3 protein-coding genes are annotated in these 6790 nt (G+C 70.8%); 1 reads left to right on the forward strand and 2 read right to left on the reverse strand.

The window, feature by feature from the left end; all coding sequences use genetic code 11:
* The first annotated feature begins 299 nt into the window (after positions 1–299).
* Complete coding sequence (locus AX685_RS11735) at positions 300–3185, forward strand: M16 family metallopeptidase (RefSeq protein WP_066488890.1); 2886 nt, start codon at positions 300–302, stop codon at positions 3183–3185.
* Positions 3186–3319: 134 nt separating this feature from the next.
* On the opposite strand, the gene AX685_RS11740 is transcribed toward AX685_RS11735, so the two are convergent.
* The gene (locus AX685_RS11740) at positions 3320–5104 is read right to left on the reverse strand and encodes an AMP-dependent synthetase/ligase (RefSeq protein WP_066488886.1); all 1785 of its coding nucleotides are present in this window, start codon (positions 5102–5104) and stop codon (positions 3320–3322) included.
* A gap of 50 nt (positions 5105–5154) precedes the next feature.
* A partial coding sequence (gene ggt, locus AX685_RS11745; protein ID WP_066488888.1) for a gamma-glutamyltransferase occupies positions 5155–6790 on the reverse strand: 1636 nt, incomplete at its 5' end.

The following is a 6790-nucleotide window of genomic DNA, read 5'->3' on the forward strand; positions in this document are numbered from 1 at the left end:
GGGGGATCGGGGCCGCGACCGGCGCGGGGACGACCGCGCGCGGGCGCGGCGCGACCGGCGGCACGGCGACGGCGTCGTCGTCGCTCTGGTCACGCAGGCGTGCGGCGGCACCGTCGATCATCGCTTCCGTCCTCCGCTCGCCGGCACGGTCCGCCGGCATGGCGCCCGATGCGATGCCGCTACCGGCGCAACGCGACAAAAACATGGCGTCTTGCGGGCGATGTCATGGGGATCGGCGATCGGCGCGCGCCGAGCGGAGCGATGTTGCCGCCGCCGGGGCGCGCGCCTACAAGATCGCCATGTCTTCGTACCCGCGCGCCTTCGCGACGCCGCTCACCGCCCTTCTCCTCCTGTCGGTCGCGCTGCCGGCCCCGGCGCAGCAATCGACGCATCGCGCCGCCGTCGCGGCGTCGACGGCGGGGCTGGCGGGGGTCGATACGTCGCCGTGGCTGTTCAAGGGGTCGGACATTCCGCCCGATCCCGAATGGTCGTTCGGGCGGCTGCCCAACGGTCTGCGCTACGCCGTGCGCCGCAACGGCGTGCCGCCGGGGCAGGTGGCGGTGCGCGTGCGGATCGATGCGGGATCGCTGTACGAGCGTGACGACGAACAGGGGTTCGCGCACCTGATCGAGCACCTCTCGTTCCGCGGCTCGAAATACGTGCCCGATGGCGAGGCGAAGCGGGTGTGGCAGCGCTTCGGCGCCACCTTCGGCTCGGATTCGAATGCGCAGACGACGCCGACGCAGACCGTCTACAAGCTCGACCTGCCCGGCGCGACCGAGGCGAAGCTGGACGAAAGCCTGCGCATCTTCTCCGGCATGATGGCCGAACCCGCGATCACCGCGGCCGGGCTGGCGGCGGAGCGCCCCGCGGTGTTGGCGGAACAGCGCGAGGCGCCGGGGCCGCAGGTGCGCTACGGCGATGCGATCCGCCAGACGTTCTTCGCCGGGCAGCCACTGGCCGAACGCTCGCCGATCGGCACGATCAAGACGCTGGAGGCGGCGACCCCGCCCGCGGTGCTCGCGTTCCACCAGCGCTGGTACCGCCCCGACCGCGCGGTCGTCATCATCTCCGGCGATATCGATCCGAAGGTCGCCGCCGCGCTGGTCGTCAAGAATTTCGGCGGGTGGAAGGGCGTCGGCCCCAACCCCGCCGACCCCGATTTCGGCAAGCCCGACGGCAAGGAGCCGGCGACCCGGACGATCGCCGAACCCTCGCTGCCGCCGATCGTGGCTACCGCGGTGCTGCGCCCGTGGATTTATCGCGACGACACGATCATCTTCAACCAGAAGCGGCTGGTCGATTTCCTGGCGATCCGCCTCATCAACCGCCGGCTGGAAACGCGCGCGCGGGCGGGCGGCAGCTTCCTCCAGGCGTCGGTCAGCCTCGACGACGTGTCGCGCTCGGCCAACGGCACCTTCACCAACGTCATCCCGATCGGCGACGATTGGGAAGCCGCGCTGAAGGACGTGCGCGCGGTGATCGCCGACGCGATGGCCTCGCCCCCGACGCAGGGCGAGGTCGACCGCGAACTGGCCGAATTCGACGCCGCGATGAAGAACGAGGTCGCCACCGCACGCGTCGAGGCGGGCGCCAAGCAGGCCGACGACATGGTCCAGGCGCTCGACATCCGCGAAACGGTGGCGGGGCCGAAAACCAGCTACGACATCCTCCAGGACGCGCGCGCCAAGGGGATGTTCACCCCCGCCGCGATGGTCGAATCGACCAGTCGGCTGTTCAAGGGCGACGCCACCCGCGCGCTGGTCAACACCCGCACCGCCGACGCGACCGCCGCGGCGAAGCTGGCGACCGCGCTGACCGCCGACGTTTCCGGACTGGCGGGCAAGCGCGCGCAGCAGGCGGCGGTCGATTTCTCGCGCGTGCCCAGGCTCGGCGCGCCGGGGAAGGTGGCCGCGCGCACCACCGTCGGCGATCCGGCGATGGAGCAGGTGACGTTCGCCAATGGCGTGCGCGCCCTGGTCTATTCCAATCCCTCCGAAACCGGCCGCGTCTATCTGCGCGTGCGCTTCGGGCGCGGGTATCAGGCGCTGCCCGGCAACCGCCCGACCCCGGCGTGGGCGGGGGAAACCGCGCTGATCGCCAGCGGGATCGGCTCGCTCGACCAGGGCGATCTCGACCAGCTGACCACCGGGCGGCGGATGGGGCTGGATTTCGACATCACCGACGATGCCTTCCTGTTCGGGGCGCAGACGACGCCCGGCGACTATGCCGACAATCTGACGCTGATGGCCGCGAAGCTGGCCGCGCCACGCTGGGATGCCGCGCCCGTGGCGCGCGCGCGTGCCGCGATGCTGGCGGGCTATCCGGGGTTCGACAGCTCGCCCGACGGCGTGCTGGCGCGCGATCTCGAAGGGCTGCTGCGCGACGGCGATCCGCGCTGGGGCATTCCGCCGCGCGCGCAGATCGAGGCGCTGAACGCGAAGGATTTCCGCAAGCTGTGGGAACCGCTGCTCGCCACCGGCCCGATCGAGGTCGACGTGTTCGGCGACGTGAAGACCGACGAGGCGATCGCCGCGGTCGCGAAGAGCTTCGGCGCGCTCAAGCCGCGCAAGCCCGATGCCACCGCGCCCGCGCCGGTGCGCTTCCCCGCGCATGTCGACACGCCGGTGATCCGCACCCATGACGGCGACGACAATCAGGCCGCGGCGGTGATCGCCTGGCCGACGTCGGGTGGCTCCGCCGATCATGCCGAACAGCGCCGGCTCGACGTGCTGGCGGCGGTGTTCGCCGACCGGCTGTTCGACCGGCTGCGCTCGGTCGCGGGCGCCAGCTACTCGCCCAGCGCGCAGAGCCAGTGGCCGGTCGGCCAGCCCGGCGGCGGCCGCCTGATCGCGATCGGCAAGGTCGCGCCCGACAAGGTGCCGCTGTTCTTCCAGCTTTCCCGCCAGATCGCCGCCGAGCTGGTCGCCACCCCGATCGGCGACGACGAACTGCGCCGCACGATCGTGCCGATGCTGCAATATATGGCGCGCGCCTCGTCCGGGAACCAGTTCTGGCTGATGCAGACGTCGGGCGGCGCCTTCGACCCCAAGCGGATCGAGGCGACGCAGAGCATCGTCGGCGACATGACCGGCATCACCCCCGCCACGCTACAGGAAACCGCCGCGCGCTACCTGCGCCCGGACAAGGACTGGACGATGGCGGTGGTACCGAAGGGGAAATGAACGCCTGACAGCGTCGTGCCGGCTGGCGTCATGCCAGCGCAGGCTGGCATCTTTCGCGGCGTGTGGACCGGCAAGAGCCGCGGAAGCCCCTGCCCGCGCAGGGGCGACGGGTTTCGCCTGTCCCCCGCCCCCCATCACCCCCGATACAGCGCGTCCAGCCGGTTGCCGTACACGCCGCGCAGCACGTGGCGTCGGATCTTCAAACTCGGCGTCAATTGCTCGTTCTCGATCGTGAAGGCTTCGTCCGCCATGATCCAGCGGCGGACGCGTTCGATCACCGACAGGTCCTTGTTGGTACGGTCCACCGCCGCCTGGATCGCGGCGCGATAGGCCGGGTCGTCGGCCAGCGCGGCGTCGTTCGTGCGGCCGTTCGCCTTCACCCATTCGGCGGTCCATTCGTCGTCGGGCACCAGTACCGCGACCATGTGCGGCTTGCGGTCGCCCGCGATCATCGCCTGCGCGATCTCCGGCTGGAGCGTCAGCATCCCCTCCACCTTCTGCGGCGCAACATTGTCGCCCTTGTCGTTGATGATGAGGTCTTTCTTGCGGTCGGTGATGCGGATGCGCCCGGCCGCGTCGATCTCGCCGATGTCGCCGGTGTGGAGCCACCCGTCCTTCAGGACGCGCGCGGTCTCCGCCTCGTTGCGCCAGTATCCGTGCATCACCAGCTCGCCGCGCACCAGGATCTCGCCGTCCTCGGCGATCCGCACCTCGGTATCGGCCAGCGGCGGGCCGACCGAATCCATCGTCACCCCCGCGCTGGGACGGTTGCAGGAGATCACCGGCGCCGCCTCCGTCTGGCCATAGCCTTGCAGGAAGGTGAGGCCCAGCGACTGGAAAAACAGCCCGACCTCGGGCGTCAGCGGCGCCCCGCCGGAGATCATCGCCTTCAGCCGCCCGCCGAACTTCCTCGCGATCTTCGGCTTGAACAAGGTGTCGACCAGCAGTGCCCTGGGCCGGTCCGCCAGCCGCAGTGTCCCTGCATCGCGCTTCGCGCCCACGTCCAGCGCCGCCATCAGCAAGCGCGCGGGCATCCCGCCCTGCCGCTCGATCGTCTTGCTGATCCGCATGCGCAGCACCTCGAACAGCCGAGGCACGACGAACATGATCGTCGGGCGCACCTCCTCGATATTCGCCGCCAGTTTGTCGATCCCTTCGGCGTAATAGATCTGCCCGCCCATCCCGATCGGGAAATGCTGTCCGCCGGTATGTTCATAGGCATGACTGAGCGGCAGGAACGACAGGAACACCTCGTCCCCCCAGCCGAAATCCTCCGCCACCACCGCCGAACAGCCCGCGACATTGTGCAGGATCGCGCCGTGATGCTGCATCACCCCGCGCGGCGCGCCGCCGGTGCCGCTGGTGTAGATGATGCACGCCAGGTCGTCGCGCGCGAACCCGGCCTGCGCGGCGACCTCGGCCGCGGTCGCCCGGTTGCCGGCGATCAGCGCATGCCAGTCGTGGACCTCGACCGGCACCTGTCCCAGCCGCATCGGCTCGATCCCGATCAGCATCTGCGGCCGGATCGACCGCAGGATCGCGGGCAGCAGCGTGCGCGCCAGCTTCGCGGTCGACACGATCACCGCCTTGGCGCCCGAATTCTCGATGATGTGCGCGTGGTCGCGCTCGGTGTTGGTGGTATAGGTGGGGACGGTGACGCAGCCCGCGGCCATGATCGCCAGATCGGCCAGGCACCATTCCGGGCGGTTTTCGCTGACCAGCATCACGCGGTCGCCGCGCTCCAGCCCGATCGCCTGCAGCGCCGTCGCCAGCCGCGCGACCGTGTCCGCCGCCGCGCGCCAGCTGATCGGCTGCCACGCGCCGTCGTGCTTGCTCCACAGGAACGGCGCGTCGCCCTTCTCCTCAGCGCGCGTGAAGAACATCGTGACCAGGTTGGGAAAATGTTCGAGCCTGCGCATCGCCTCTCCTCGCGGCCCTGTATCCGGGCCGTCGTGCGTCGTCGTGGTCGTTACTGTTGCAGCGAATTGCCCGGGCTGCGCGGGTCGGCCGCGCCGATCCAGCGCCCGTCGGGCAGCCGCTCGGCGGCATTGGCCTTCAGCCCCAGCCGCCCCAGCGTGACATGCTGGCCGCGCGCCTCCAGCGGCGCCTTCATCGCCTCCAGCGTGGTGCCCTGTTCCAGCACCAGCCCGTCCTTGTCGAAGAACACCAGCCCCAGCGCGATCGCATCCTGCGCCGACAGGCCCCAGTCGAAATGCGCGATCAGCGCCTTGGCGATCTGCATGATGATCGTGCGCCCGCCCGCCGCGCCGATCGCGAACACCGGCTTTCCGCTGCGGTCGTAGACGATCGTCGGCGACATGCTCGACATCGGGCGCTTGCCCGGCTGGACGCGGTTGGCGACCAGGTCGCCGTCGGGGCCGACCGGCGCGTGGCTGAAATCGGTCAGTTCGTTGTTGAGGACATATCCGTTGGCGGTCAGCTGGCTGCCGAACGCGCTTTCGACGGTGTTGGTCCAGCTGACGATATCGCCTGCGGTGTCGACCGCGACGAAATGCGTGGTGCCGCCCAGCTCGCCCGGCGTGGCGCGGGCGCGCGTCGGCGCGCCCGGCGGACTGCCCGGCTCGTAATGGCCGCGCGCCTTCGTGACGGAGATCAGCGCCGATCGCCGCTTCAGGTAATCGCGGTCCAGCAGCCCGGCGACCGGCACGTCGACGAAATCGCGGTCCGCCTCGTACAGATCGCGGTCGGCATAGGCGAGCCGCATCGCCTCGCCGATCACTTGCCACGACCGCGCGTCGTCCTTGCCCCAGGTGGCCAGCGGAAAGCGTTCGACCATCGTCAGGATCTGCAGCACGCTCAGCCCGCCCGACGACGGCGGCCCCATCCCGCACACCGTCCAGCTGCGGTACGGGCCGCACACGCCGGGGCGATCCTTCGCGACATAGCCGGCCAGGTCGCCTTCGGTCAGCGGCACCGGGTTCTTCGGCGCGTTGGTGACCGCACCGGCGACCGCCTTGGCATTGTCGCCGGCGTAGAAGGCCTGCGGCCCCTCCGCGGCGATGCGGCGCAGGATCGCGGCCATCGCGGGGTTGCGGAACGTCTCCCCCTCCGCCAGCGGGCGGCCGTCGCGCCAGTAGAGCGCGCGCATCGCCGGGAAATCCTTCCACACCGGCGCCACCTGCTTCAGCGCGCCGGCCAGCCGCGCGTTCACGACGAAGCCCTCGTCCGCCAGCTTGATCGCGGGGGCGAACAGCGCCGCCCACGGCAGCTTGCCCCATTTGGCGTGCGCGCGCTCCGCCAGTCGCAGCGATCCGGGGACGCCCACCGAATAGCCGCCGGGCCAGATCTCGATGAACGGGCGCGGCTTGCCGTCCGCGCCCAGGAAGCGATCGGGGCGGGCGGCGGCGGGCGCCGTCTCGCGCCCGTCGATCGTGTCCAGCGCGCCGGTGGCGCCGCCGTGGTGGACGATGAACCCGCCCCCGCCGATCCCGCTCGACTGCGGCTCGACGACGTTCAGCGCCAGCAGCATCGCGATTGCGGCATCGGTGGCGCTGCCGCCCTGCCGCAATATCTCCTGCCCGGCGGCGGTCGCGCGCGGATCGGCGGCGGACACCACGCCCTGCGCCGCGGCGGGCGTGGCGGCG

It is taken from the genome of Sphingomonas sp. CCH9-F2 (assembly GCF_001556735.1).
Lineage (GTDB): Bacteria > Pseudomonadota > Alphaproteobacteria > Sphingomonadales > Sphingomonadaceae > Sphingomonas > Sphingomonas ginsenosidimutans.